This window comes from Micromonospora sp. DT233, assembly GCF_049841815.1.
Classification (GTDB): Bacteria; Actinomycetota; Actinomycetes; order Mycobacteriales; family Micromonosporaceae; genus Micromonospora.
This window is the reverse complement of record NZ_JBNCLB010000012.1, coordinates 69,764-95,122: the sequence shown is the minus strand read 5'-3', so window position 1 is coordinate 95,122 and position 25,359 is coordinate 69,764. Positions and strand designations below refer to the sequence as shown.

The 25,359-nt window shown below is 74.8% G+C and carries 15 protein-coding genes; 4 read left to right on the top strand and 11 right to left on the bottom strand.

What is annotated here, in order from left to right; all coding sequences use genetic code 11:
* Window positions 1-40 precede the first annotated feature (40 nt).
* From ACLQ2V_RS21975 to ACLQ2V_RS21960, 4 genes are read right to left on the bottom strand one after another with little or no spacing between them, the layout of a single operon-like run.
* Window positions 41-1,375: a cytochrome P450 gene (locus ACLQ2V_RS21975; RefSeq protein ID WP_425720436.1), complete on the bottom strand. Its 1,335-nt coding sequence runs from the start codon at window positions 1,373-1,375 to the stop codon at window positions 41-43.
* A complete protein-coding gene (locus ACLQ2V_RS21970; RefSeq protein ID WP_425720435.1) occupies window positions 1,372-2,589 on the bottom strand; it encodes a macrolide family glycosyltransferase in 1,218 nt (405 codons plus the stop codon). The genes ACLQ2V_RS21975 and ACLQ2V_RS21970 overlap by 4 nt, the downstream gene beginning before the upstream one ends.
* A complete protein-coding gene (locus tag ACLQ2V_RS21965) occupies window positions 2,586-3,803 on the bottom strand; it encodes a macrolide family glycosyltransferase (RefSeq protein ID WP_425720434.1) in 1,218 nt (405 codons plus the stop codon). The genes ACLQ2V_RS21970 and ACLQ2V_RS21965 overlap by 4 nt, the downstream gene beginning before the upstream one ends.
* The gene (locus ACLQ2V_RS21960) at window positions 3,800-5,065 is read right to left on the bottom strand and encodes a macrolide family glycosyltransferase (RefSeq protein WP_425720433.1); all 1,266 of its coding nucleotides are present in this window, start codon (window positions 5,063-5,065) and stop codon (window positions 3,800-3,802) included. Before ACLQ2V_RS21960 ends, ACLQ2V_RS21965 begins: the two co-directional genes overlap by 4 nt.
* A 141-nt stretch (window positions 5,066-5,206) precedes the next feature.
* Between ACLQ2V_RS21960 and ACLQ2V_RS21955 the strand changes: the two genes are divergently transcribed.
* Together ACLQ2V_RS21955 and ACLQ2V_RS21950 are read left to right on the top strand one after the other, a co-directional pair.
* The gene (locus tag ACLQ2V_RS21955; protein ID WP_425720432.1) at window positions 5,207-6,292 is read left to right on the top strand and encodes a hypothetical protein; all 1,086 of its coding nucleotides are present in this window, start codon (window positions 5,207-5,209) and stop codon (window positions 6,290-6,292) included.
* Between the two features lie 91 nt (window positions 6,293-6,383).
* A complete protein-coding gene (locus ACLQ2V_RS21950) occupies window positions 6,384-15,485 on the top strand; it encodes an SDR family NAD(P)-dependent oxidoreductase (protein WP_425720431.1) in 9,102 nt (3,033 codons plus the stop codon).
* 106 nt (window positions 15,486-15,591) lie between these two features.
* Here ACLQ2V_RS21950 and ACLQ2V_RS21945 read toward each other — a convergent pair whose 3' ends face one another.
* Window positions 15,592-16,539 carry an acyltransferase domain-containing protein gene (locus tag ACLQ2V_RS21945; protein WP_425720430.1) on the bottom strand — a complete coding sequence of 316 codons (948 nt, stop codon included), beginning with the start codon at window positions 16,537-16,539 and terminating at the stop codon, window positions 15,592-15,594.
* A 159-nt stretch (window positions 16,540-16,698) separates the two neighbouring features.
* Here ACLQ2V_RS21945 and ACLQ2V_RS21940 point away from each other — a divergent pair, with 159 nt between their 5' ends.
* A complete protein-coding gene (locus ACLQ2V_RS21940; protein ID WP_425720429.1) occupies window positions 16,699-17,871 on the top strand; it encodes an alpha/beta hydrolase in 1,173 nt (390 codons plus the stop codon).
* A gap of 121 nt (window positions 17,872-17,992) precedes the next feature.
* Here the strand turns inward: ACLQ2V_RS21940 and ACLQ2V_RS21935 are convergent, their stop codons facing one another.
* The 6 genes from ACLQ2V_RS21935 to ACLQ2V_RS21910 form a co-directional block, all read right to left on the bottom strand.
* On the bottom strand, window positions 17,993-18,424 hold the full coding sequence (locus ACLQ2V_RS21935; protein WP_425720428.1) for a sugar 3,4-ketoisomerase: 432 nt from the start codon (window positions 18,422-18,424) through the stop codon (window positions 17,993-17,995).
* Window positions 18,425-18,488: 64 nt separating this feature from the next.
* Complete coding sequence (locus tag ACLQ2V_RS21930; RefSeq protein WP_425720427.1) at window positions 18,489-19,709, bottom strand: aminotransferase class I/II-fold pyridoxal phosphate-dependent enzyme; 1,221 nt, start codon at window positions 19,707-19,709, stop codon at window positions 18,489-18,491.
* Between the two features lie 102 nt (window positions 19,710-19,811).
* A complete protein-coding gene (locus ACLQ2V_RS21925) occupies window positions 19,812-20,645 on the bottom strand; it encodes an ABC transporter permease (RefSeq protein WP_425720426.1) in 834 nt (277 codons plus the stop codon).
* Window positions 20,642-21,643, bottom strand: a complete 1,002-nt coding sequence (locus tag ACLQ2V_RS21920; protein WP_425720425.1) for an ATP-binding cassette domain-containing protein — start codon at window positions 21,641-21,643, stop codon at window positions 20,642-20,644. The genes ACLQ2V_RS21925 and ACLQ2V_RS21920 overlap by 4 nt, the downstream gene beginning before the upstream one ends.
* Window positions 21,643-22,869, bottom strand: coding sequence for a macrolide family glycosyltransferase (locus ACLQ2V_RS21915; RefSeq protein ID WP_425720424.1), 1,227 nt, complete (start codon window positions 22,867-22,869; stop codon window positions 21,643-21,645). The genes ACLQ2V_RS21920 and ACLQ2V_RS21915 overlap by 1 nt, the downstream gene beginning before the upstream one ends.
* A gap of 78 nt (window positions 22,870-22,947) precedes the next feature.
* A complete protein-coding gene (locus ACLQ2V_RS21910) occupies window positions 22,948-23,703 on the bottom strand; it encodes a thioesterase II family protein (RefSeq protein ID WP_425720423.1) in 756 nt (251 codons plus the stop codon).
* A 166-nt stretch (window positions 23,704-23,869) separates the two neighbouring features.
* On the opposite strand from ACLQ2V_RS21910, the gene ACLQ2V_RS21905 reads away from it, so the two are divergent.
* Entirely contained in the window at window positions 23,870-25,336 is a 1,467-nt protein-coding gene (locus ACLQ2V_RS21905; protein ID WP_425720422.1) for an NDP-hexose 2,3-dehydratase family protein, read from the top strand.
* Window positions 25,337-25,359: the final 23 nt, after the last annotated feature.

The window sequence follows — 25,359 nt, the reverse complement described above, 5'->3', positions numbered from 1 at the left end:
CTGACCGTCCTGACCGGTCGGCCGCAGATTTCGAGGTAGGTCAATTCAAGGATTTCGCCACGTCGGCGGGGGCGTCGGGGTCGACCGCCGCCGTTGTGGGCGGCCCGGCCGTCGGGTTCACCGCACGGTCCCAGGTCACCGGCATCTCGTGCACGCCGTAGTGCAGCATGTCCTCGCGCATCGGCAGGTCGCCCGCCGGATCGACCAGCCGCAGCGACGGGAACCGGTCGAACAGCGCCGGGTAGGCCACCCGCAGCACGGCCCGGGCGAGGTTCTGGCCGATGCACTGGTGCACGCCGTGCCCGAAGGCCACGTGCCCCCGGTGGTCCGCCGTGATGTCCAGCCGGTCCGGCTCGGCGAAGTGCGCGGGGTCCCGGTTCGCGGCCGGCAGCGCCACCACCACGGTGTCACCCGCGCGGATGCGCACCCCGCCCAGCTCGACGTCCTCCAGCGCGGCCCGGCTCGCCCCCAGGTGCGAGATGGTCAGGTAGCGCAGCAGCTCCTCGACCGCGTCGTCGACCAGGTCGGGGCGGGCCCGCAGCAGCGCCAGCTGGTCCGGGTGGCGCAGCAGCGCGTACGTGCCGAGGGCGATCATGTTGGCGGTGGTGTCGAAGCCGCCGCCGAGCAACGCCCAGGCCAGGTTCACCCGCTCGGTGTCGGTCAGCGAGGCGTCGCGGGCGAGGTCGCTGAGCAGGTCCGCCCCCGGTGCGGCCCGCTTCGCCGCGACCAGGTCCCCGAGCAGCTCGGCGATCACCGTGCACGCGGTGATCAGCTCCTCCAACGGGTACGACATCCGCGACAGTACGGCGAAGTGTTCGGCCAGCGGCGCCTGCGCCTGTGCCGGCACGCCGACCAGCTCGCACATCACCCGCATCGGCACCGGTTCGGCGAACGCGGAGACCAGGTCCACCGGGCCGGTGGCCTGCGCCATCCGATCCAGGTGCTCGTGGGTGATCCGGGTGATCATCGGGGTCAGCTCGGCGACCCCACGGACGGTGAACCGGCGGGTCAACAGCCGTCGGTAGCGGATGTGCTCCGGCCGGTCCATCTTGATGAACGCGCCCGGTGCGGCCGGCGAAGGCTGGTAGTCGTCGATCGGGAACGGCGGGGGGATCGGCAGGCCGATCAGCTCGTTGCGGTGGCTGAACCGGCCGTCGCTGAGCACCCGACGGGCGTCGGCGAGGCGGGTGACCAGCCAGCCGACGCCGCCGCCCGGCCCCACGGTGAGCCGCAGCGGGGCCACCGGGCGCTGCCGTTGCAGCTCGGCGTACTCGGCGGGCGGGTCGAAGGGGCAGCCCCGCCGCACCGGCAGGGTCACCGGCTCGTCGCCGGCAGGCGGGGTCGTCCCGCCGGTCGTTCGTGCGGCGCCGGTCATGCCACCCCCTCCAGGGCCGCCCGCAACTGCCGCTCGACGGCGTCGGCAGCGCGCGCCGCGCCGCCGGCCGCCCGGACGTGCCCGCGCATCCGGTGCACCCGGTCGCGCATCGCGGCGTCGGCCGCCACCACGGACACCGCGTCGCGCAGCGCCTCGACGGACGCTTCGTCGCGCTGGACCACCCGGGCGAGCCCCAGGTCGGTCAGCCGACGCGCGTTGACGTGCTGCTCGGGGTGGTGCGGTACGACCACCATCGGCACGCCGGCGTGCAGCGCCTGCATGACGCTGCCCATTCCGGACTGACAGAGGAAGACCGACGCGTGCGCCAGCACCGATCGCAGCGGCACCCAGCGGTGCGCCTCGACGTTCGGTGGCAGCTCGCCCAGCTCCGCCGGGTCCACCCGGGCACCCAGCGCGATCACCACGTGCCAGGGCAGGTTCGCGAAGGCGCGTACGCAGTCGCGGAAGAAGTCCGGCTGGTTGTTGACGGTGGTGCCCAGCGAGACCAGCAGCACGTTCCTACCGTCCGGCGGCGGCCGCCACCCGGGCCCGTCGTCGGCCTGCCCGGTCGGCCCGACGAAGACGTGCCGCTCGTCGAAGGTCTCGCCGGCGAACTGGAACTCGCGGGGCAGGAAGGCGATGGTGAACTCCTCCCGGCCGTGGAAGAGCTCCACCTGGCGCTCCTCGGGCAGTCCGCTGCCGGTCACCGCCTCGGTCAGCCGGGTGGCGAACTCCGCCAGCGCCGGATGCGACCGATCGATCTGGCCGGCGTACTCCTGCTGCTGGTCGGAGAGGTTGAAGTGGTCGTTGGAGACGAACGTGGGGGACAGCTGGATGCTCGGTCGTTGCCAGCGGGCGGCCAGCAGCCGCCCGGTGAGCCAGAGTGTGGTGTCGTAGACCACGACGTCCGGCGGGCCGTCGAGGCATGCCTCGATCGTGGGCAGCACCGCCAGGCTTGCGTTGAGCAGCTTCAGCGGCGCCCGCGCACACTCGTCGGCGTCGATGACGCCCGGCGGCGGGTCCGCCGACGGCGGCGGGTCGTACGGGTGCACCTGCGCGCCCGTGGCGCGGACCCGGTCGGCGAAGTCGTCGGTGGCGAAGCAGGTCACCCGGTGCCCCCGGGCGACCAACTCGGCCAGCACCGGCAGCACCGGCATCATGTGCCCGTACGCCGGATAGGGCAGGAAGAGCAGGTGCGAGGCGGTGGCGGTCATGCCCCGACCAGCCGGGCCTCGATGGTGTCCGCGGCCAGCGAGGGGCCCTTGCGGGCGGCGATGGCGGCCGCCAGCTCCGCGACCCGTCCCTGGACGCCGGTGTCGTCGCGCAGCCCGAGCACGGCGTCGCGCAGCCCTCGCGGGGTCAGCTCGGCCGGCGTGATGCAGCGGCCGAGCCCCAGCTCGACCACCCGGGCGGCGACCAGGTCCTGCTCGCCGGTGCGGGGCACCACCACCGGCGGCACGCCGAAGGACAGCGACTCCATCGTGCTGCCCATGCCGGCGTGCGACACGAAGGCCGAGGCATGCTTGAGCACCGCCAGCTGCGGCACCCACGGCCGGGCCTGCACGTGCGCCGGCAACGGGCCGAGGTCGTCCGGGGTGACCAGGCCACCCAGCGACATCACCACGTGCCACGGCAGGTCGACCAGGGCGGCGAGGGCGTCGCGGTAGAAGCCGAGCTGGTTCTCGTACCCGAAGCTGCCGAGCGCGACCAGCACCACCGGCCGGCCGTCCTCGGGCGGGGCCCACTCGCCCTGGTGGGCGCGGTCGCCGATGCACGGCCCCACGAAGACGAACCGGTCGTCGAACGTCTCGATGCCCGGCTGGAACTCCGGCGGGACGAAGACCAGCGTCTTCGCCTCCGGGGCGCCGGCGAACTCCTCGTTGGACATGTCGCCCAGGCCGTGCTCGTCGAGCGTGCGGCGCATCAGTTCCCGCTCGCGGCGCAGCGCCGGATGGTCCGGGTCGGGCGGGGTCATGGTCGCGGCGAGCTGCGCGTACGGGGAGAAGGTGTCGCTGGAGACGAAGGTGGTGGCGGTCAGCACCGAGGGCAGGTCCCAGGCCCGGGACAGCAGCCGGCCGGTGGCGTAGCCGAAGGAGTCGTAGACCAGCACGTCCGGCCGGTCGGCGTCGAGGCGTCGTTTCACCTCGGGCAGCGGGGTGAGCACCTCGGCGAGGTGCACCGCCGCCGCCTCCGCCAGGTCGTCGCCGGTGATGGTCGTCGGGATGGCCACGGTGGCCCACGACTTCGGCACCATCGACTCGTAGCTGATGACCTCCGCGCCGGTCGACGCGACCACGTCCGCGAAGTGCGACGCGACCACGTACGTGACCCGGTGGCCGCGCCGCACCAGCTCGGCCGCCACCGGCAGTGTCGGGTTGACGTGGCCGTGGGCCGGATAGTTGAAGAACGCGATGTGGCGGCCGGTCATGAACGCTCCCTGTCGGTGTGGTGGGCGGGGATCCGGATCAGCGACTCGACGGCGTCGGCGCCCCGCACCGCGCCGCCGGCCCGGTGCACGTGGCCGCGCATCCGCTCCACGGCCGTCCGGATGCGCGGGTCGACGGTGATCTCCTGGACCGCCGCGCGCAGCGCGTCCGCGCTGGTCTCCTCGCGGCGCATGACCCGGCCGAGGTCCAGCTCCACGGCCCGGTCGGCGATCACCCGCTGGTCCATGTGGTAGGGCACGAGCACCATCGGCACGCCGTGGAACAGCGACTCCATCACGCTGCCCATCCCGCCGTGGGTGACGAAACCGGCGGCGTGCCGCAGCACCTGCGGGTGCCGCAGCCACTGGTGCGCCTCGACGTTGCCGGGCAAGGGGCCGAACTCCTCGCGCCGCACCCGGTGGCCGAGGGTCAGCACCACGTGCCACGGCCCGTCGGCGAGCGCGTCCACGCAGAACCGCAGGAACTGGGCCTGGTCCGGGGTGTATGAGCTGCCCAGCGAGAGCAGCAGCACGTCCCGGCCGTCGGCCGGCGGGGTCCAGTCGCCGGTGCCCGGCGCGTCGGCAAGGCACGGCCCGACGAAGGTGAAGCGCTCGTCGAAGGTCTCCGGGGCGAGCTGGAACTCCCGGGGCAGGAAGACGATGTTGGGCCCGTGCTCCGCGCCGAACCCCTCGATCGACACCCCGGCCAGGCCACGGTCGGCCAGCATCCGCTCCCGCCGGGCGACGAACTCGGCGAACCGCGCGTCGGCCGGGTCGACCGGCTCCGGTGGCGGCCCGATGACCTCGAGGCTCTGCCGCTGCGACATGGAGAAGCCGGGGCTGGAGGCGATGGTGGGGCAGAGCTGCACCACCGGGACGTCCCAGGCGCGGGCGATGATCCGGGCGGCCTCCGAGGCGGCCAGGTCGTGTGCGACGACGTCGGGCCGGTCGTCGGCGAGCCGGGACACCGCCGCCGGCACCGGCGCGATCGCCTCCGCGAAGAAGTCGAGGATCTTCTCCACCGCCGACCCGGTCGGGCCGTCGGCCCAGGGGAAGTCGGACTCGTACTCGACGACCTCCGCCCCGCTGGCCGCGACCAGCTCGGCGAAGCGGGCGACCACGAAGCAGGTCACCCGATGGCCGCGCCGCACCAGCTCGGCGAGCATCGGCACCGCCGGGGCGATGTGCGCGTACGCCGGGAAGGTGAACACGGCGACGTGTCCCGGGGCGCGGGCGGTCGGTTTCCGATCCGGATCTGCGGCCATCGCGGGATCATCCACCCGCCGGGGCGGGCACCGGCAGGTGACGCACGGTAAGACTAGGGCTCTCGCTAGATCACCGGACGGCGTTCGGCCCCGGGCGCGCTCTAGGGGATCCCTCACTGCCTGCGGGCCGATACTGCCGACATGTCGGTGAAGGCGAGCAAGGAAGAGCTGCAGGGGCTGACCGATGACTGGCTGGCCCGGGACCTCGACGCGTGGACGCGCCACGTCCTGCGCCGCCACTTCGATCCGGACGGCGGGTCCGGCTACTGGCTGAAGCGCCGCGCCGAGCTCGACTTCGACCCCCTGGAGATCACCCGCTACGACGAGCTCTCCGCGTTCGGCAACTTCGACCTCGCCGTCCTGCGCGACCTGGACCCGGCGGAGTTCGTCCCGCAGAGCGTGCCCCGACCGCTGGCCGGCCGGGTGTGGGAGTCGGCCGGCACCACCGGCAAGCCGTGCCGGGTGCACTACACCGACGCGATGTCGGTGCACTGGGCGGCGTGGCGGCTGCGCGGGCGGCAGATGGTCGGCTTCCGACCGGGCGCGGTCTGGATCGACGCCTGCCCCAGCGGCCCGCACCTGGTCGGCGAGGAGGCCGACCAGCTCGCCGACATCGACGGCTCGATGGTCTACTCCGTCGACCTGGACCCCCGGTGGATCAAGACGCTCATCCGGGGCGGCCAGCTGGCCGAGATGAACCGGTACGTCGACCACGTCATCGAGCAGGTCACCGACATCCTGGAGAGCCGGCCCGTGGACTACCTGCGGACCACCCCCGCGGTGGTGCAGGCCCTGATCAACCGGCGGCCGGAGCTCACCGCGAAGCTCTCCGGGGTCTACCTGGGCGGCACCCAGCTCACCCCCGACGCGTGGCAGCGCTTCGCCGCCGCCATGCCCGGCGGCGTCATCGGGGCCACCTACGGCAACACCTTCGGCAACGCCAACGGCCTGCCCTCGCCCGACGGCGGCGAGACGCTGCCGTACGTGCCGAACTTCCCGCACACCACGATGACCGTGGTGGACCGGGAGCACCCCGACCGGGTGGTGGAGTACGGCGAGGTGGGCCGGGTGCGGCTGATGGTGCTGCACGAGGACCTGTTCCTGCCGAACGTGCTGGAGCGGGACCAGGCGATCCGGTTCCGCACCTCCGACGAGTGGCCCTGCGACGGCGTGGCCAACGTGGCGCCCCTGCAGATCAGCACCGACAAGCCCGAGGGCCTGTACTGAACCACCCCGTCGGGCACCGCCGGAGCGACGAGTCCCGGCGGTGCCCGACGGCGCATCCGCGTCACTTCGACACCCCCCGAGGAGCGGCGGCATGTTGCGCACCGACTTGATCAGGCCGCTGCACGAACTGCTCGCGGAGCATGCCGACCGGCTCGGGGAGCGGACCGCCTTCTCCGACGGCCGGCGCGCGGTGACCTGGGCCCAGCTGCGGCGGCGCACCGGCCGGCTGGCCGGGCACCTGGCCGCCCTCGGCGCCGACCGCGGCGACCGGGTCGCGCTGCTGCTCGGCAACCGGGTCGAGACCGTGGAGACGTACCTCGCCGTGGCCCGCGCCGGCGCGGTGGGCGTGCCGCTCAACCCGCACGCCACCGACGCCGAACTGGAGCACCTGCTCACCGACAGCGGGGCGGTGGTGCTGGTCACCGACCCGGTCCACCTCGACCAGGTCACCCGCCTGCGGCCCCGCCACCCGGACCTGCGGGTGGTGCTCACCGGCGACGACCCGGCCCCGCCGGGCGTGCGCGCGTTCGAGGAGTTGGCGGGCAGCGAGCCGCCGATGGCCGCCCGCGACGACGCCGACCTGGACGCTCCCGCCTGGATGCTCTACACCTCCGGCACCACCGGCCGGCCCAAGGGCGTGCTCTCCACCCACCGCCGGTCCATGTGGGGGGTGGCGGCCTGCTACGCGCCGATCCTCGGGCTCGACGGGTCCGACCGGGTGCTCTGGCCCCTGCCGCTGTCGCACACCGTGTCGCACAACCTCTGCGTCCTCGGGGTCGTCGCGGTCGGCGCCACCGCGCGGATCATGGACGGGCTGGCGGTCGACGAGATCGTCACCGTGCTGCGCGAGGACCGGTCCACGTTCGTCTGCGGGGTGCCGACGCTCTACCAGCACGTGCTGGCGGCCGCCCGGGAGGTCGGGCTGGGCACCTCGGCGCTGCGCGTCTGCATGGTGGCCGGCTCCGGCTGCTCGGCCGCCCTGCACCAGTCCTTCGAGGAGACCCTCGGGGTCCGGCTGATCGACAGCTACGGCAGCACCGAGACCGGCGGCCCGATCACCACCAACTCGCCCACCGGCCCCCGGGTCCCGGGCTCCTGCGGGCTGCCGGTGCCGGGCCTGACCCTGCGGCTGGCCGACCCGCGCAGCGGCGCGGAGGTGCCGGACGGTGCCGAGGGCGAGGTCTGGGTGGACAGCCCGGCGGTCATGCTCGGCTACCACGGCCGCCCCGAGGAGACCGCCGAGGTGCTCTCCGACGGCTGGTACCGCACCGGTGACCTGGCCCGCCGCGACGAGGCCGGCTACCTGACCATCACCGGCCGGGTCAAGGAGCTGATCATCCGGGGCGGGGAGAACATCCATCCCCGCGAGGTCGAGGACGTGGTGGCCGGGGTGCCCGGGGTGGCCGAGGCGGCGGTCGCCGGGCAGCGCCACGAGCTGCTGGGCGAGGTGCCCGTGGCGTTCGTGGTGCCCGGCCCGCAGGGGGTGGACCCCGACCTGGTCGTCGCCACCTGCCGGCGCGAGCTGTCCTACTTCAAGGTCCCCGAGCAGGTGTACGAGGTCGACCGGATCCCGCGCACCGCGATCGGCAAGGTGCTGCGCCCGGCGCTGTTCGACCTGCCCGCCCGGCTCCGGCTGGGCCCGCAGAGCTTCCACGACGCGCTGCTGCGCACCGAGTGGACGCCGGTGCCCCCGGTGCGCGACGCCGCCGGCATCCGCTGGACCCGCCACGGCGACGACGACGGCGGGCCGTACGACGTCGTGCTGCTGGCCTGCCTGCCGCAGGACGCCGCCGGCCCGGCACCGGCCGCGCGCCGCGTCGCGGAGCTGGTGCGACGGTGGTTCGCCGAGGAGCCCACGGCCACCGCCCGGTTGGTGGTCGTCACCCGCGGCGCGGTGGCCGCCACCGGAGACGAGGACGTCCGCGACCTGGCGCACGCCTCGGTGTGGGGGCTGCTGCGGTCGACGCAGGCGGCGCACCCGGACCGCCTCGTCCTGGTCGACCTGGACCCGCAGGCTCCCTTCGACCCGGCCCTCGCGGTCGCAGCGGCCGGGGCCGGGGAGCCGCAGCTCGCGCTGCGCGGTGACGACCTGCTGGCCCCCCGGCTGACCCGGGTGCCGGCCACGCCCGCCGGCGGGCCACCGGTCGAGCTGGACCCGGACGGCACGGTCCTGGTCACCGGGGTCACCACCGATCCCGGCCCGGACCTGGTCCGGCACCTGGTCACCCGGTACGCGGCCCGGCGGCTGCTGCTGCCCGTGCCCGGTGGCGCGACCCGGCCCACCGCCGAACGCCTCGCCGCCGAGCTGACCGGGCCCGGCGTGCAGGTCCACGTGCCGGAGTGCGACCCGGCCGACCCGGCGGCCCTCGCCGCGCTGCTGGCCGGCCTCGATCGGCCGCTGACCGCGGTGGTCGCCGTCGACGACCCGACCGCCCCGCTGCCGGCCCGCCTGGACACCGCCACGCACCTGCACGACCTGCTCCGGGACCACCCGCTGCGGCTGCTGGTGACCTGCTCCCGGGCCACCGCCCTGCCCGGGCTCGGCGCGCCGCCCGTCGGCGCGGACGCCGACGCCGCCGTCACCGCCCACCTGGACGCGCTGGCCCGCATCCGCCGCGCCGCCGGCCGGCCGGCAACCTCGGTGGCGTGGGCGCCGTGGACCGAGCGGGCCGAGCGGGGCACGCTGTCGCGCCAGCAGGGCATCGCCCTGTTCGACGTGGCGGTCGCCGGTGGGCTCGACGCCGTGGTGGCCGCCCGGCCGGAGCTGACCGCGCCGCTGCCCGGCCCGGTCCCCGGGCTGCTGCGCGCGCTGGTCGGCCCCCGCGCCGCCGCCGGCCCGGACGCCGTGCTGCTGGCCCGCCGGCTGGCCGCCGCCGACCCGCCGGGCCGCACCCGGATCCTGACCGAACTGCTCCGCTCCGAGATCACGGCCGTGCTCGGCCGCGACGGGGCGGAGCGGGTCGGCACCGACACCGCGTTCAAGGACCTCGGCTTCGACTCGATGAGCGCCGTGCGGCTGCGCGACCGGCTGGCCGCCGCCGTCGGGGTGCGGCTCCCGGCGACCCTCGTCTTCGACCACCCGACCCCCGAGGCGGTGGTCGGGCACCTGCTGACCGAACTCTTCGGGTCGGCCGCCCCGGACGACGGGTCGGCGGCCGCGCCGCCGCCCGCCACCGAGGAACCGGTCGCCGTGGTGGCGGTCGGCTGCCGCTACCCCGGCGGCGTGGACTCGCCCGAAGCGCTGTGGCGGCTGGTGGCCGACGGGACCGACGTGCTCGGGCCGTTCCCCACCGACCGCGGCTGGGACCTGGAGCACCTCTTCGACGCCGACCCCGACGCCGCCGGTCGCAGCTACGCCGCCGAGGGCGGCTTCCTGTACGACGCCGACCGCTTCGACGCCGCCCACTTCGGCATCAGCCCCCGGGAGGCCCTGGCCACCGACCCGCAGCAGCGGCTGCTGCTGGAGTGCGCCTGGGAGGCGTTCGAACGCGCCGGCATCGACCCCACCTCGGTGCGGGGCAGCCGGACCGGGGTCTTCGCCGGGGTGATGTTCGGCGACTACGGCACCCGGCTGGCCGACCGGGTGCCCGACGGGGTCGAGGGGTACCTCGGCAACGGCAGCGCCGGCAGCGTCGCCTCCGGCCGCGTCGCGTACAGCTTCGGCCTGGAGGGCCCGGCGATCACGGTGGACACCGCCTGCTCGTCGTCGCTGGTGGCGCTGCACCTGGCCGCCCGCTCGCTGCGCTCGGGGGAGTGCGCCCTCGCCCTGGCCGGCGGGGTCACCGTGATGTCCACCCCCGCGCCCTTCGTGGAGTTCAGCCGGCAGCGGGCCCTCTCCCCGGGCGGCCGGTGCCGGGCGTTCTCCGCCACCGCCGACGGCACCGCCTTCGCCGAGGGCGCCGGGCTGGTCCTGCTGGAACGGCTCAGCGACGCCCGCCGCAACGGCCATCCGGTGCTGGCGGTGATCCGGGGCAGCGCGGTCAACTCCGACGGTGCCAGCAACGGGCTGACCGCGCCGAGCGGCCCCGCCCAGCAGCGGGTGATCCGCCAGGCGCTGGCCTCGGCGGGGCTCACCGCCGCCGACGTGGACGCGGTCGAGGCGCACGGCACCGGCACCACCCTCGGTGACCCGATCGAGGCCCAGGCCCTGCTGGCCACGTACGGCCGGGACCGGGACCCCGCCGCCCCGCTCTGGCTCGGGTCGCTGAAGTCCAACATCGGCCACACCCAGGCCGCCGCCGGCGTCGGCGGGGTGATCAAGATGGTGATGGCCCTGCGGCACGGCACGCTGCCCGGCACGCTGCACGTCACCGAGCCGACCGGGCACGTCGACTGGTCCGCCGGCGCGGTGCGCCTGCTCACCGGGGCGCGACCCTGGCCGGAGACCGGCCGGCCGCGCCGGGCCGGCGTGTCGTCGTTCGGCGTCAGCGGCACCAACGCCCACCTCATCCTCGAGCAGGCGCCACCGGAGCCCGACCGGCCGGCGGCCGACCCGACCCCCGACCGGCCCGACGTGCCGTGGCTGGTCTCCGCGCGCACCGAGGAGGCGCTGCCCGCCCAGCTCGACCGGTTGGCCGGGGCGACCGGCGGACTCGACCCGTGGGACGTGGCGTACTCGCTGGCCACCGGGCGGGCCCGGCTGGCGCACCGGGCGGCCGTGGTGGGCGGCGACTTCGCCCGGGTCCGCACCGGCCGGGTCCGCGAGGGGCGGCTGGCGGTGCTCTTCACCGGGCAGGGCGCGCAGCGGCCCGGCATGGGCGACGCGCTGGCCGCCGCGCACCCGGCCTTCGCCGAGGCGTACGACGAGGTGTGCGCCGCCCTGGACCGGCACCTGGACCGCCCGCTGCGCGAGGTGGTCCGCGACGAGCCGGAGCTGCTCGACCGGACCGGCTGGGCCCAGCCGGCGCTGTTCGCCTTCGAGGTGGCGCTGTTCCGGCTGCTCGCCTCCTGGGGCCTGCGCCCGGACGCGGTCGGCGGCCACTCCGTCGGCGAACTCACCGCCGCCCACGTGGCCGGCGTGCTCAGCCTGGAGCACGCGGCGGAGCTGGTGGCCGCGCGGGGCCGGCTCATGCAGGCGCTGCCCGACGACGGGGCCATGGTCGCGCTGCGGGCCAGCGAGGACGAGGTCCGCGAACTGCTCACCGCCGACGTGGACATCGCCGCGGTCAACGGGCCGGAGGCGGTGGTGCTCGCCGGGGACCGGGAGGCCGTGCTGCGGTTGGCCGACCGGTTCGCCCGCTCCGGCCGGCGCACCCGCCGGCTGCGGGTCTCGCACGCCTTCCACTCGTCGCTGATGGAGCCGATGCTGGAGGACTTCCGCAAGGTCGCCGACCGGATCGCGTACGCGCCGCCGCGCATCCCGCTGCTGTCGAACCTGACCGGCGGCTTCGCCGGGGCCGGCGCGGTGGACACCGCCGACCACTGGGTGCGCCACGTCCGGCACACCGTCCGCTTCGCCGACGGGGTGCGGGCGCTGCACGACGACGGCGTGCGGGTCTTCGTCGAGCTCGGGCCCGACGGCGTGCTGACCGCGCTGGCCCGGGACTGCCTGGCCGACGTCGACCCCGACGAGGTGGCGTTCGTCGCCGCCCAGCGGCGCGACCTGACCGAGCCGCGCGCCCTCGCCACCGCAGTCGGCGAGCTCTTCACCACCGGGGTGGACCTCGACTGGCCCACCGTCCTCGCCGGCCCCGGGGCACGCCGGGTCGACCTGCCCACGTACGCCTTCCAACGGCGGTCGTACTGGCTGCATGCCCGGCCCGGCCCGGACGACCCGGCCGCGCTCGGGCAACGCCCGGCGGGCCACGCCCTGCTGGGCGCTGCGGTGCGCCTGGCCGACACCGACGGGGTGCTGCTCACCGGCCGGATCTGCGGCCGTACCCAGCCGTGGCTCGCCGACCACGCGGTCGCCGGAACCGTGCTCTTCCCCGGCACCGGCTTCGTCGAACTGGCGATCCGGGCCGGCGACGAGGTCGGTGCCGGCGGGCTGGAGGAGCTGCTCGTCGAGAGCCCGCTGGTGCTGCCCGAACGCGGCGGCGTGCGGCTCCAGGTGCAGGTGGGCGCGGCGGACGACGCCGGCCGCCGGCCGGTCACGGTGCACGCCTGCCCGCAGGACGACGGCGCGGAGGCGGACACCTCGTGGACCCGGCACGCCACCGGCGTCCTGGCCCCCGCGCCGGCCGAACCCGGCCTGGCCCCCGCGCCGGCCGAGCCGTGGCCCCCGGCGGGGGCCGAGGCGGTGCCGCTGGACGGGATCTACGACCGGCTCGCCGAGCACGGGCACGGCTACGGCCCGGCCTTCCAGGGGCTGCGGGCGGTGTGGCGCACCGGCGACGAGGTCTACGCCGAGGTCGCCCTCCCCGGTGCCGCCGACGGGTACGGGATCCATCCCGCGCTGCTCGACGCCGCCCTGCACGCCGACATCGTCACCGCCGCGCCGGCCGACGACACCGGCCCGCGCCTGCCCTTCTCCTGGCACGACGTGCGGCTGCACGCCAGCGGCGCGACGGCGCTGCGGGTGCGGCTGCGCTACGGCGCCGACGGCGCGGTCGGCCTCCGGGCCACCGACCCGGGCGGCGCGCCGGTGGTCTCCATCGGCGCGCTGCGGACCCGGCCGGTCGCCGGGGCCCCGGCGGGCGGGGTCCCGGCCAGCGTCCGCTCGGCGCTGTTCCACCTGGACTGGCAGCCCCTGCCGCCAACCGGAGGCGACCGGGACCGGCGGTGGGCGGTGCTCGACGAGCCCGACTCGACCCGGGCCACCGGGCTGCCCGCCTACCCGGGGCCCGGCTCGCCGGAGTTCGTGCTGCTGCCCGCCGCCGGCCCCACCAGCGGGGACGTGCCGACGGCCGAGGCGGTGCACGAGGCCACCCAGCGGGTGCTGCGCCTAGTGCAGTGGTGGCTGGCCGAGGAGCGGCCGGCCGACGCCCGGCTGGTGGTGGCCACCCGGGGCGCGGTGCGCGTGCGGCCCGGCACCGACGTGCCGGACCTGGCCCACGCCGGGGTGTGGGGGCTGGTCCGCTCGGCCCAGACGGAACACCCCGGCCGGATCGTCCTGGTCGACCTCGACCCGGCCGCCGACCCGGTGCCCGACCGGGCGGTGCTGCGCAGCGTGGCCGGCGCGGCGCAGTCCGGCCAGGAGCAGTTCGCCCTGCGGGCCGGCGCGGTGCTGGTGCCCCGGCTCGCCCGGGCGGTGGGCGCCGTGCCGACCCGCCCGGCCGCCCCGCTGGACCCGCACGGGGTGGTGCTGGTCACCGGCGGCCTCGGGCTGCTGGGCCGCGTCTTCGCCCGGCACCTGGTGGACCGGGGCGCCCGCCGGCTGCTGCTGCTCGGGCGCGGCGGCGACCGGTCCGGGGCCGGCGGCCGGCTGGCCGCCGAGCTCGCCGAGGCCGGCGTACGGGTCGACGTCGCCGCCTGCGACGCCGCCGACCGGGACGCCCTCGCCGCCCTCCTCGACGGCCTGGACCGGCCGCTGACCGCCGTGGTCCACGCCGCCGGGGTCCTCGACGACGGCGTGTTCGGGTCGCTGACCGCGCAGCGGGTGGCCCGGGTGCTGCGGCCCAAGGTCGACGGGGCGCTGAACCTGCACGAGCTGACCCGCGAGGCCGACCTCGCCGAGTTCGTGCTCTTCTCCTCCGTCGCCGGTGTGCTCGGCGGCCCGGGCCAGGCCAACTACGCGGCCGCGAACGCCTTCCTCGACGCGCTGGCCGCACACCGGCGGGCCCGGGGCCTGCCCGGCACCGCCCTGGCCTGGGGCCTCTGGGCGACACCCGACGACGAGGGGATGGCCGGCGCGCTCGCCGGGACCGACCGCGCCAGGATGGCCCGCGACGGCATGCGTCCGCTCGACGCGCGGCGGGGGGTGGCCCTCTTCGACGCGGCGCGCGAACTGGCCGAGCCGGTGCTGGTGGCGGCGGCGATCGACCCGGCCGCGCTGCCGGCGGCGGTGCCCGCGCCGCTGCGCGGGCTGCTGCGCCGGCCGGACCGGCGCAGCGCCGACGCGGGCGGCACCCGGCAGGTGGACCTGCGGCAGCGGCTGGCCGGGCGGAGCGACGCGGAGCGGGAGAGCATCCTGCTCGACCTGGTCCGCCGCGAGGTGGCCACGGTGCTCGGCGCGGAATTGGGCAGCGTCACCCCCGACCAGTCGCTCAGCGACGCCGGCTTCGACTCGCTGACCGCCGTGGAGCTGCGCAACCGGCTCTCCGCCGCCACCGCGCTGCGGCTGGCGCCCACGTTGGTCTTCGACCAGCCGAGCCCGCGCCGGATCGCCGGGCACCTGCGCAGCGCGCTCACCGGCGACGCGCCGGGCACCGGAGCGGACGCGCCGAGCGCCGGAACGAACCCGACGGATCCGGTCGAGGCGGACCCGGGCGAGACGGTCGGCGCGCTGTTCCGCGAGGCGTGCCTCGCGGGGCGTACCGGGGCGGGGTTCGCGTTCCTGCGCGGGGCGGCCCGGCTGCGGCCGACCGCCGGCTGCGCCACCGACCTGGGCCGGGAACTCACCCCGGTCCGGCTCAGCTCCGGCGATGGCATTCCGCTGGTGTGCCTCAGCTCCTACGTGGCGCGTGGCGGCGTGCACGAGTACGTGCGCTTCGCCGCCCCGTGGCGGGGCGAACGGACGGTGTGGGCGCTGCCCAACCCCGGGTTCGCCCCGGGGCAGCCGCTGCCGGCGGACGCCTCGGCCGTCGTCGACGTGCAGTCCGCGCTGGTCCGCAGGTGCGTCGGCGACGGGCCGTACATCCTGGTCGGTGCCTCCTCCGGCGGCGTGCTCGCGCACGACGTGGCGGCCCGGCTGGCGGCGGCCGGCGACCCACCGGCGGCGCTGGTGCTGATCGACACCTACCCGCCGACCACCGTGGATTCGCCGCTCAACCCGTTCCGGGACGCCCTGGTCGAGGGCATGTACGCCCGCCAGGACGCGCTGGCCCGGATGGACCACGCCCGGCTGACCGCGATGAGCTGGTACTTCGACCTCTTCGAGGGGTGGCGGGCCACCCCGTCGCCGGTGCCCACGCTGTTGGTGCGGGCCGCGTCGCCGCTGCCCTCGGTGGCGGACGGAGCGCCCTGGCGCACCTCCTGGCCGGCGGCCGACACCACGGTGGACGTGCCCGGGGACCACTTCACCATTCTGGAGGCCCACGCCGACACCACGGTCGGGGCGGTACGGCAGTGGGTGGGCACGCGTTTCGCCGGATGACGCCGGGGCGGGCGGCCGGTCGGGGGACTGGGCCGCCCGCCCCGGTCACCGGCCCAGCCGGTCGCTCAGGGCGCGCCACCGGTGCGCGGCGGGCGAAGCCGTCCGCTCAGAGCGCGACGCCGTGTTCGAAGACGGCGGCGACGGCTCGGGGCAGCGCCGCCGGGGAGTCCACGAAGACGGCGGGAAACGGGTACCGCAGGGCGTTCATCACCGGGGAGGGGCCCACCACCAGGGCGAGCTGCGCGCCGTGGCGCTTCAGCTCCTGGTTGACGTGGACCAGGCTGATCGGCCGGACCACGTTGTCGACGAACATCGCGCGGACCTCGTCGGCGGTGCGCAGGGTCCGCTGCTCCAGACAGGAACAGACCGGAAGGACCGGGTCGCTGAACGTCAGCGCGTCGATGTGCGGGCGGCTGTGCTGCCGGGCCGTCTCCCGCAGCGGGCAGTGCACGGCGAGGTCCGCCCCCTCGGTGACGGTCACCATGCCGTCCGGCTGCTCGGCGGCGTACTTCTCCAGGGCGTCGCGGTAGCCGCTGAGCATCACGATGCGGATGCGGCCATCGGCGTCGGTGCCGAAGTCGCTGCTGACGTACACCCCGTCGCGGTCGGCGACCTCGGACTCCGGGTCGGCGTCGCGCGCCAGGTACGCCGAGGCGATGCCCTCGGCCCGGTCGGCGTCGTCGCGCTCGGGGCGGTGCTCGCCGCGCGCCAGCAACTCCATCAGGTCCCGCCGGCCGACCGCGCCGGCCACACAGGCGCCGACGAGGCCGCCCAGGGACAGGCCACCGACCATCGCCGGGCGCAGCCCCTTGGCGACGAGGACGTCCTGGATGCCGAGCTGCGCGGCGGCCAGCCCGATCGACGCCACCCGGATCTGCTCCGCCTGGTCGGCGTGCTCGGCGTTCTGCCGCAGCAGCAGCTCCACGTCGATCCCGGTCCACGCCGCGGCCTGGGCGAAGGACTCGCGCACCACCGGGTACCCGTCGTAGAAGTCGATCACCCCGCCGGGCTCGTACTTGAAAAGGTTCGTGCCGAACACGGATGCGAGGGCCACGACGCCACCTCAACTGGGAAAATGTTTGCGATCGGGGCCATGCTAAGGCGCAGAGTCGAGAAACTCTCCCAGACTTGACCGCGTTACGGGCCCTGCGGGGCGGTGCCGGCCCGCGCCTGCGCGCGGCCCCGGCGCGCGGGCGTTGGTACTGTCCCGCCCATGCCGATCGGTTATCTCGTGACGGTGGTCTTCGTCGCCTGGCTGACGTTCTTCGCGGTCGCCGCGCCGCGCCGACCCCGGCTGGTCGGCGCGATGAGCTTCTACTTCGGACTGGCCGTCAACGAGCTGCCGTTCCTGGCGATCTACTGGCTGGCCGCCGCGACGACGCTCACGGTGGTCGAGGGCGACGCCGGCTCGCCGGGCGGGTTCGCGGCGGTCGCGTTGGCCGGGTTGGTGACGGTCGGGCTGCTGGTCGTCGCCGCGCGGGGCGCGCGCGCCGACCGGACGGTCCGCGCCGCCCTGGCCGACGCCCTCGGCGCCCACTGGCGGGACACCCTGGCCCCGGCGGCGCGGCGCGGGCTGCGCCGACGCCGGCCGATCGCCCGGATCCTCCTCGCGCCGTTCGCGGTCCGGCGGCGCGACGTGGAGCGGATCGCCGACCTGAGCTACGGCGACGCGGGCCGCCGCAACCTGCTCGACGTCTACCGCCACCGGTCCCGGCCGGCGGGCGCGCCGATCCTGATCCACCTGCACCGGGGCGGGTTCGTCAGCGGCCGCAAGAACCGGGAGGCCCGGCCGCTGATCTACCGGTTGGCCGGCCAGGGCTGGCTCTGCGTCAGCGCCAACTACCGGCTCCGTCCGGAGGCCGGGTTCCCCGAACACCTGGTCGACGCCAAGAAGGTCATCGCCTGGGTGCGGGCGCATGCCCACGAGTACGGCGGCGACCCGGACCGCATCGTCGTCGCCGGCAGTTCCGCCGGCGCGCACCTCGCGGCGACGGCCGCGCTGACCCCGAACGACCCGGCCTTCCAGCCCGGCTTCGCCGACGCCGACACCTCGGTCGCCGCCGCGGTCTGCCTGTACGGGTACTACGGAGCGCTGACCGCCGACCGGCGGCTGCCCTCGGCGCCCGGGGCGTACGCCGGGCCGGCCGCCCCGCCGTTCTTCCTCGCCCACGGTGACCGGGACACCGTGGTGGCGGTCGAGGGGGTCCGCGACTTCGTCGAGCGGCTGCGCGCCGGCTCCCGCAACCCGGTGGCCTACGTCGAACTGCCCGGCGCGCAGCACGCGTTCGACCTGTTCCACTCGCTGCGCTTCGACGCGGTCGTGGACGGCGTCGAGGCCTTCACCGCCTGGGTGTTGGCCAACCGCGCGCCGACGGCACGGCGCTAGCCGCGCGCCGACGTCATGGCGCCAGCCGCGCGCCGACGTCATGGCGCCAGCCGCGCCGGTCGGCGGGCGACCCGGTTCGCGGCGCGGGTCGCGCCGCCGGGCCGGATCGCCCGCCGACCGGTCACAGGTCGCGCAGGAACTCGTCGTAGTCCCGGTAGTAGTCGGACTCGTCGTACTGCTCGGACGCCAGCACCAGGCAGACCCCCTGCGGGGAGAAGTCGACCAGGTCACGCCAGACCAGGGGGCCGACGTACAGCCCGACGCCCGGGTCGTCCAGGTGGTACTCGGTCTGCTGGAAGCCGTCGTCGACGCGGACCGTGAAGCTGCCATGGGCGGCGATCATCAACTGCTCCAGGGCGCGGTGCGCGTGGCCGCCCCGGTCGGTGCCGCCGCGCATGCCATGCAGGTAGTACACCCGCCGGATGGGGAATCCGAGGGCCGCCCCCTCCTCGACGACCGAGAGTTTCCCCCGGTCGTCGGCATGCTGCTCGATGTCGATGAGTCGACAGGGCTTCACTCTGCCGACCGCCGTCCCGGTGATGCTCGCCGCCATCGCCACCTCTCTCGTCGCTTGTTCCGTCCCACCCGTCCGCGGGGCCGGGACGCCTCGCCCACGGTCATTGCCGGGCCGCTCCCGCGAGGTCCGCGTGCCGCGCCACCACCGCGGGCGCGTCGCTCACCGCGGTCCGGACCACCTCGCCGATCCGGGTGATGTCGTCGGCGTCGACCTGTGGCCCGGTGGGCAGGGCGAGCAGCCGCCCGCAGAGCGCCTCGGCGTGCGGCAGGGCCCTGGTGTCCGGGCGCAGGTACGGCCGCATCAGGTGCAGCGGCTGCGCGAAGTAGGGCCGGGCCCTGACGTTCTCGGCCCGCAGGACGTCGAGCAGGACGTCCCGGTGCAGGCCACTGCGCTCCGCCGTGACGGTGACCATCAGGTAGTGGTGGTTGTTGCGGTTCGGTCCGTCGTAGTCCAGCACGGCCACGCCCGGGATCCCGGCGAGCGCCCGACGGTACTGCTCGTAGTTGACCCGGTTGCGCGCGGAGATCTCGTCGAGGGTCTCCAGGGAGGTCAGGCCCATCGCGGCCGACGCCTCGCTCAGCTTGCCGTTGGTGCCGACCAGGTGCACCGTGCCGTCCGCGCCGAAGCCGAAGTTGCGGGCCGCCCGCAGCCGGTCGGCCAGCGCGTCGTCGTTGGTGACCACCGCGCCGCCCTCGAAGCTGTGCACGACCTTCGTGGCGTGGAAGCTGAACACCTCGGCGTCGCCGAGACCGCCGACCGGCGTGTCGCCGTACGTGCAGCCCACGGCGGGCGCGGCGTCGAAGTACAGCCGAAGCCTGTTGCTCTCGGCGATCTTGGCGAGCCGGGTCGCGTCGCAGGCCTGACCCCACAGGTGCACCCCGATGATCGCCCGGGTGCGCGGGGTCACCAGGCGCTCCGCGTGGTCCGGGTCGATCAGGCCGGTCACCGGGTCGACCTCGCAGAACACCGGGGTGAGGCCCCGCCACGCCACCGCGTGGGCGGTGGCGGCGAAGGTCAGCGCGGGCACGATCACCTCGTCGCCGGGTCGGCCACCGGTCGCCTCGTCGGCGGCCAGCAGTTGCAGGCCGACCGTGGCGTTGCAGACCGAGACGCAGTGCCGCACCCCGGCCTGCTCGGCGATCCGCGCCTCGAACTCGTGCATCAGGGGGCCCATGTTGGACAGCCACTCGCTGTCCAGGGCCCGGTTCAACCGTTCCAGGAACCGGGCCCGGTCGATCGGGTTGGGCCGCCCGACGACACGGGCCACGTCGAAGGCGGGCGTCGCGCCGAACAGGGCGAGCCGCTGCAAATCACTCTTCATTTGAACGCTCTTTCTGCACGAGCAGGCATCATCACGTGGGCTCGCCAGCGAGGTCGGCGCGGGCGCTAGCTGTTGCGGACAGCGCGCCGCGCCGCCGCGTGGTCAGACCCGGCGTCGGTACGCCCGGATCGCCAGCGGCGCGAACACGAGGGTGAGGCCGATGGCCCACCCGAGTGTCCAGTACGCGGAGTTACCGACCCGGCCCCCGGACATCAGCGCCCGCATCGCGCTGGCCTCGTGTGAGATCGGGTTGACTTCGGCCCATGAGGCGAGCCAGCCGGGCATGGTGTCGGTCTTGACGAACACGTTGCTGCCGAAGGTGAGCGGGAACAGCAGCACGCTGCTGAACAGGTGCACGGTGGTGGCGGACTTGGCGAGCAGCCCGATCAACATCGACATCCAGGCCAGCCCCATTCCGAAGGCGGCGGCGAGGCCGAGCGCGGCGAGCGTCTTCAGCGGGCCGGTGCGCAGCTCGAAGCCCTGGATCACCCCGCAGGTCAGCAGCATGATCAGACCGGCGAAGAAGCGCACCATGTCACCCATCAGGTGGCCCACCAGGGGCGCGGAACGGGCGATCGGCAGGCTGCGCAGCCGGTCGAAGACCCCGTTGTTGATGTCCTGGTTGAGGCCGGCGCCGCTGGTGAGCACCGTCATGACGGCGGACTGGGCGATCAGGCCGGGCAGCGCGTACTGCAAATAGGTGTGCGAGTCGCCGGCGATCGCCCCGCCGAAGACGTACACGAGCAGCACGATCACCATGATCGGCTGCACGACGGCGAAGCCGATGATCTCCACCGGGTTCGAGCGCAGGTGGGTCAGGTTGCGCCAGGCCAGGGTCATGCAGTTGCGGACTACCGCCGCCGGCCCGAGTGGGTGCCGGACCAACGCCTCCGGCCCGAGCGAGTGCCGTACCGGTGCCTCCGCGATCGTGCTCATGCCGCCACACCTTCCGTCGAGTCTTGGACCGGCCGGGTGTTCTCCGTGTCCGGGGAGTCCATCGCCGTGCGGCTGCGCCCGCCGGTCAGGGAGAGGAACACCTCGTCGAGGCTCGGCTGGCGCAGGGCCAACGAGGCCAGCGAGATGCCCGCCTCGTCGAGCCGGCGCAGCACGGCCGCCGGCAGTCCGGTGTCGTTGACCTGCAACACCAGTCGCTCGCCCTCGCGGATCGGCTTGGTCCCGGCCAGCTCCGCGACGATGGCCGTGCAGCGGTCCACCGTCGTGGCGTCGGCCGGGATCAGCTCCAGGGTCTGCTGGTCGATCTTCGACTTGAGCTCGGTGGGGGTGCCGCTGGCGATGGCGACGCCCTGGTCGATCACCACGATGTCATCCGAGAGCCGGTCCACCTCGTCGAGGTACTGCGTGGTGAGCAGCACCGTCGACCCGCCCGCGACGAGGTCGCGCACGATGTCCCAGAGCTCGAATCGGCTCTGCGGGTCCAGCCCCGTGGTCGGCTCGTCGAGGTAGAGCACCGCGGGATCGCCGACCAGGCTGACCGCCAGGTCCAGGCGGCGGCGCATCCCGCCGGAGTACGTGCTCGCCTTGCGGCCCCCCGCGTGGGCCAGGTCGAACCGGTCGAGCAGGTCCGCCGCCCGGCGTCGGGCCGCCGCCCGGGTCATCCCTAGCAGGCACCCCACCATCACCAGGTTCTGGCTGCCGGTCAGTCCCAAGTCCACCGAGGCGTACTGGCCGGTCAGGCCGATGATGCGGCGGACCTCGTGCGGGTACCGCAGCACGTCGTAGCCGCCGACCCGGGCGGTGCCGGAGTCCGGTCTGATCAGCGAGGCCAGGATGCGGACCGCCGTGGTCTTTCCGGCGCCGTTCGGCCCGAGCACGCCGAGCACGGTCCCCGGGCTGGCCCGCAGGTCCAACCCGTCCAGGGCGGTGACCTTGCCGTAGCGTTTGACCAGCCCTTCGGTCTCGAACGCGTACCTCATCAGTGAACTCCCTCGATCCTGTGGCCGGAGTGCGCCCAATCGGCGTCCGGTCGTTCCCGCAGCCAGCCCTCGACCACCTCGGCGGCCCGGGCCGGGCCGCCGCCGGCCAGCATGGCCTCCCGCATCCGCGCGACCCGTTGCCCGAAGCGGGGGTCGGCGACGACCTGTTCGACCGCCGCCCGTAGGCGTTCCGCGTCGAACTCCGCCTGCTCGACCATCAGGCCGAGCCCCAGCTCGGCGACGCGGGCGGCGTTCAGCGTCTGCTCCGGCGTGTGCGGGACGATCACCAGCGGCCGGCCGAAGAACAGCGCCTCCAGCACGCTGCCCATGCCGCCGTGGCACACCAGGACCGAGGCGTGCGGCAGCACGGCGCGGAACGGCAGCCATTCGTGCACCTCGAGGTGCGGGGAGCCGACCCCGGTGGCCGGCAGGTTGCCGGGCCCGACCGTCATCACCACGTGCCACCGCCCGTCGGCGAACGCGGTGCCGCAGGTGCGGAAGAACTCCGGCCGGTCGTTGACCTCGGTGCCCAGCGTGATCAGGGCCACCGGGCCGGCGCCGGCCGGGCCCGCCCACGAGCCGGTGCCCGGCTGGTCGGTGGCGAAGCTGTGGCCGGTGAACGTGTACCGGTCGTCGAACGTCTCGCCGCGCGGCTGGAACGCGCGGGGCAGCAGCGCCAGGTTGCGCCGGTCGAAGTTGGTCAGCAACGGCAAGGCCTCGGCCGGCTCTCGGCCCTCGGCGACCAGCCGCACGACCACCAACTTGATGCACTCGTACACGTGCTCACCGGCGCCGCCGAAGACCTCCAGCGCCAGCGAGAAGTGTTCGTTGCTGGCCACGTACGGGAAGAGCTGCCCGGTCGGGCGGCCCCATCGGCGGGCCGCCGACCGGGCGGCGAAGAAGCTCTCCAGGTCGTAGAGCACCAGGTCCGGCACGTCCGTGCCGAAGGCGGCCAAGGCGCGCGGCAGGATCACGTCGGCCGATTCACGCAGGAACGCCAGGCCCAGCGCGCCGATGTCCTCACCGGAAACCGCGCCCTGCCCGGTGGCGTCGCGCCGCCAGACGTAGTCGACCACCTGCGCGCCGACCGCCGTCACCGCCGCGGTGTGCCGCTGCTCCACCACGTACGTCACCCGGTGTCCCGCCGCGACCAGGTGCCGGCTCAGCTCCAGCGTCGGGTTCACGTGCCCGTAGCCCGGGAACATGAAGATCGCGGCGTGGCTCATCCGTGCTGGCTCCTGACCTTGACGGCGCGTGGCCGGGCCACCGCGCGGGATGCGGACATCGGACGTCGGGTCCGCCGGTCAGCGCCGGGCGACGGCCGGTTGGCCCAGTCGCTCGTCGATCTGCCGGATCACGTCCGCCGCGTGCGCCACCAGGTAGAAGTGGCCCCCCGGGTACGTCTTCAGTTCGAACTCGGCGTCGGTGTGCGTCCGCCAGGCGGCGACCTCCTCGTGGGTGGCCTTCGGATCGCGGTCGCCGGTGAGCGCGAGCACCGGGCAACCCAGCCGCGCCCCGCCGGTGTGGACGTACGTCTCCGCCGCCCGGTAGTCGTTGCGGATCGCCGGCAGGACCATGCGCAGCAGTTCCTCGTCGCCGAAGACCCGCTGGTCGGTGCCGGCGAGGGTGCGCAGTTCGGCGATCAGCCCGGCGTCGTCGCGCAGGTGCACCCGCTCGTCGCGGTGCGCCGACGGCGCGCGCCGGCCCGACACGAAGAGCCGCTCGGGTCGGTGCCCGGTGGCCTCGAGCCGCACCCCCACCTCGTACGACAGGGTGGCGCCCATGCTGTGGCCGAAGATCGCGAACGGCCGGTCGACGGCCGCGCGGACCGCCTCGGCGACCTGGTCGGCCAGCTCGCCGATGTTGTCGATCATCGGTTCGTGGCGGCGGTCCTGCCGGCCCGGGTACTGCACGGCGAGCACTTCCACGCGCGGGCTGAGCGCCTGGGCCACCGGGTGGAAGAACGGCGCCGACCCTCCCGCGTGGGGCAGGCAGACGAGCTGGAAGTCCGCCCGGGGGCTCGGGAAGAACCGCCGGATCCAGGAATCGGTGTCAATCATGCTGCCCTCTTTCGTCCGCGAGCACGGCCAGCATGTCGGTGGTGCGGCCCCGGCCGCCGCTACCGGCTGGGCAGTCTAGGGAAATTCGTCGAGTGTCCGGCTCCACCGGCCCCGGCCTGCGGGTCTGAGTGAACCCCTAGAGTGCGCCCGCCTCCCTAGGCCGGCCGTGTCGGTCGTGGTCACCTGGGTCACCGCCCCGGGTCGCCAGCCGGTCGCCTCGACCGTGGAGACGACTCACGAACCGGAGAGGGACCTGATGCCGCCCACCACCGGAACCGGCGTTCTCCGCCGCGACGAACAGCACCTTCAGGAGCGGTTGGCCTGGTCCGCGCGTGCGGTCGACGGGGTGGCCACCAGCAACGAGCAGTTCGAGAAGTGGTTCGCCGACCGGCAGGCGGCGCAGGTGCAGAAGGTGGACCGGATTCCCTTCGCCGACCTGCGGGGCTGGTCGTTCGCCGAGGGCACCGGCGACCTGGTGCACGACAGCGGGCGCTTCTTCTCCGTGGTGGGCCTGCACGTGCGGGTAGACGACGGCCCGGTGCGGGAGTGGTGGCAGCCGATCATCCGGCAGGCCGAGATCGGGCTGCTCGGCATCGTGGTCCGTGAGATCGACGGCGTCCTGCACCTGCTGATGCAGGCCAAGGTCGAGCCGGGCAACCCGAACGGGATGCAGCTCTCGCCGACCGTGCAGGCCACCAAGAGCAACTACACCGGCGTGCACCGGGGCCGGAGCGTGCCGTACGTCGAGTTGTTCCGCGAGGTGGCGCCGCACCGGGTGCTGGCCGACGTGCTCCAGTCCGAGCAGGGCGCCTGGTTCTACCGCAAGCGCAACCGCAACATGATCATCGAGGTCGGCCCGGAGGTGGCGGCCGGCGAGGACTTCTGCTGGCTGACGCTGGGCCAGGTGCAGCGGCAGTTGCACATCGACCACCGGATCAACATGGACGCCCGGACCGTGCTGTCCTGCCTGCCGGGCCCGGCCCCCGACGAGGGCGTGCGCACCGGCACTGAGCTGCTGCACTGGATCACCACCAATCAGGCGGTGCACGACGTCGAAACCCAGGTCGTCGGCCTCGCCGGCCTGCCCGGCTGGCACCGGTCGGACTGGGCGATCTCGCACGAACGCGGCTGCTTCTTCCAGGTCATCGCGGTCGACGTGCGGGCCGACAGCCGGGAGGTGTCCGGCTGGACCCAGCCGCTGATCGAACCGCACGCGGTGGGGGTCTCCGCGCTGCTGGTGAAGCGGATCGGCGGCGTGCTGCACGCGCTGCTGCGGGCCCGCATCGAACCGGGCTACGTCGACGTCATCGAACTCTCCCCGACCGTGCAGGGCACTCCCGAGAACCACGCCCACCTGCCCGGGCTGATCCGGGACCAGCTGCGTGACCTGGACCGGATCCGCGCCGCCGGCCGGGTGCTCTACGACGCGGAGCTCTCCGAGGAGGGTGGCCGATTCCACCACTCCCGCAGCCGCTACATGATCATCGAGGTGGGCGACGACTATCCGGAGCGGGAGCCGGACGGTTTCCGCTGGGCGACCCTGCCGCAGATCACCTGGCTGCTCCGGCACCGCCACTACCTCAACGTGCAGGCGCGCAGCCTGATCGCCTGCCTGCGCGCCTGCGTGGACTGACCGGGCCGGCACAGACGTGGGTG

Excerpts from the sequence above, each read along its gene's own strand:
- ACLQ2V_RS21910 (WP_425720423.1), bottom strand. The coding sequence starts at position 23,703 with ATGATTGACACCGATTCCTGGATCCGGCGGTTCTTCCCGAGCCCCCGG.
- ACLQ2V_RS21940 (WP_425720429.1), top strand. The coding sequence starts at position 16,699 with ATGCCGATCGGTTATCTCGTGACGGTGGTCTTCGTCGCCTGGCTGACG.
- ACLQ2V_RS21965 (WP_425720434.1), bottom strand. The coding sequence starts at position 3,803 with ATGACCGGCCGCCACATCGCGTTCTTCAACTATCCGGCCCACGGCCAC.
- ACLQ2V_RS21925 (WP_425720426.1), bottom strand. The coding sequence starts at position 20,645 with ATGAGCACGATCGCGGAGGCACCGGTACGGCACTCGCTCGGGCCGGAG.
- ACLQ2V_RS21975 (WP_425720436.1), bottom strand. The coding sequence starts at position 1,375 with ATGACCGGCGCCGCACGAACGACCGGCGGGACGACCCCGCCTGCCGGC.
- ACLQ2V_RS21935 (WP_425720428.1), bottom strand. The coding sequence starts at position 18,424 with ATGGCGGCGAGCATCACCGGGACGGCGGTCGGCAGAGTGAAGCCCTGT.
- ACLQ2V_RS21970 (WP_425720435.1), bottom strand. The coding sequence starts at position 2,589 with ATGACCGCCACCGCCTCGCACCTGCTCTTCCTGCCCTATCCGGCGTAC.
- ACLQ2V_RS21960 (WP_425720433.1), bottom strand. The coding sequence starts at position 5,065 with ATGGCCGCAGATCCGGATCGGAAACCGACCGCCCGCGCCCCGGGACAC.
- ACLQ2V_RS21930 (WP_425720427.1), bottom strand. The coding sequence starts at position 19,709 with ATGAAGAGTGATTTGCAGCGGCTCGCCCTGTTCGGCGCGACGCCCGCC.
- ACLQ2V_RS21920 (WP_425720425.1), bottom strand. The coding sequence starts at position 21,643 with ATGAGGTACGCGTTCGAGACCGAAGGGCTGGTCAAACGCTACGGCAAG.
- ACLQ2V_RS21955 (WP_425720432.1), top strand. The coding sequence starts at position 5,207 with ATGTCGGTGAAGGCGAGCAAGGAAGAGCTGCAGGGGCTGACCGATGAC.
- ACLQ2V_RS21950 (WP_425720431.1), top strand. The coding sequence starts at position 6,384 with ATGTTGCGCACCGACTTGATCAGGCCGCTGCACGAACTGCTCGCGGAG.
- ACLQ2V_RS21915 (WP_425720424.1), bottom strand. The coding sequence starts at position 22,869 with ATGAGCCACGCCGCGATCTTCATGTTCCCGGGCTACGGGCACGTGAAC.